The sequence below is a fragment of the Arenibacter sp. F20364 genome (assembly GCF_023015905.1).
Classification (GTDB): Bacteria; Bacteroidota; Bacteroidia; order Flavobacteriales; family Flavobacteriaceae; genus Arenibacter.
Map to the genome: position 1 here is coordinate 1 of NZ_JALKBD010000151.1, position 478 is coordinate 478.

Below are 478 nucleotides of genomic sequence, written 5' to 3' on the forward strand. Positions count from 1 at the left end.
GACTTACTGGTGCAACCGGTGCTGACGGAGCAAAAGGAGATACAGGTGCCAAGGGTGACCAAGGTATCCAAGGTGACAAAGGAGATACAGGAGCTCAAGGTATTCAGGGTGTAACTGGAGCTAAGGGAGACCAAGGCGACAAAGGTGAGACTGGTGCTCAAGGCATCCAAGGGGTAACCGGAGCTAAAGGAGATACCGGAGCTAAGGGTGATACCGGTGCTACAGGAGCTACTGGCTCTACTGGAGCTAAGGGTGACCAAGGTGATACCGGTGCTCAAGGTATTCAGGGTGTAACTGGAGCTAAGGGAGACAAAGGTGAGAAAGGAGATACTGGCTCAACTGGAGCACAAGGTGAGAAAGGTGATAAAGGAGATACCGGTGCAACAGGTGCTACTGGTTCTACTGGAGCACAGGGAATACAAGGTGAAACTGGTTCCACTGGAGCCACTGGTTCAACTGGAGCAACTGGAGCAACTGG

General features: G+C 52.3%; 1 pseudogene. It reads left to right on the top strand.

Features of this window, described 5'->3' with window-relative positions:
* Positions 1–478, top strand: a pseudogene (locus MWU84_RS24115) (exosporium protein); the annotation flags it as partial.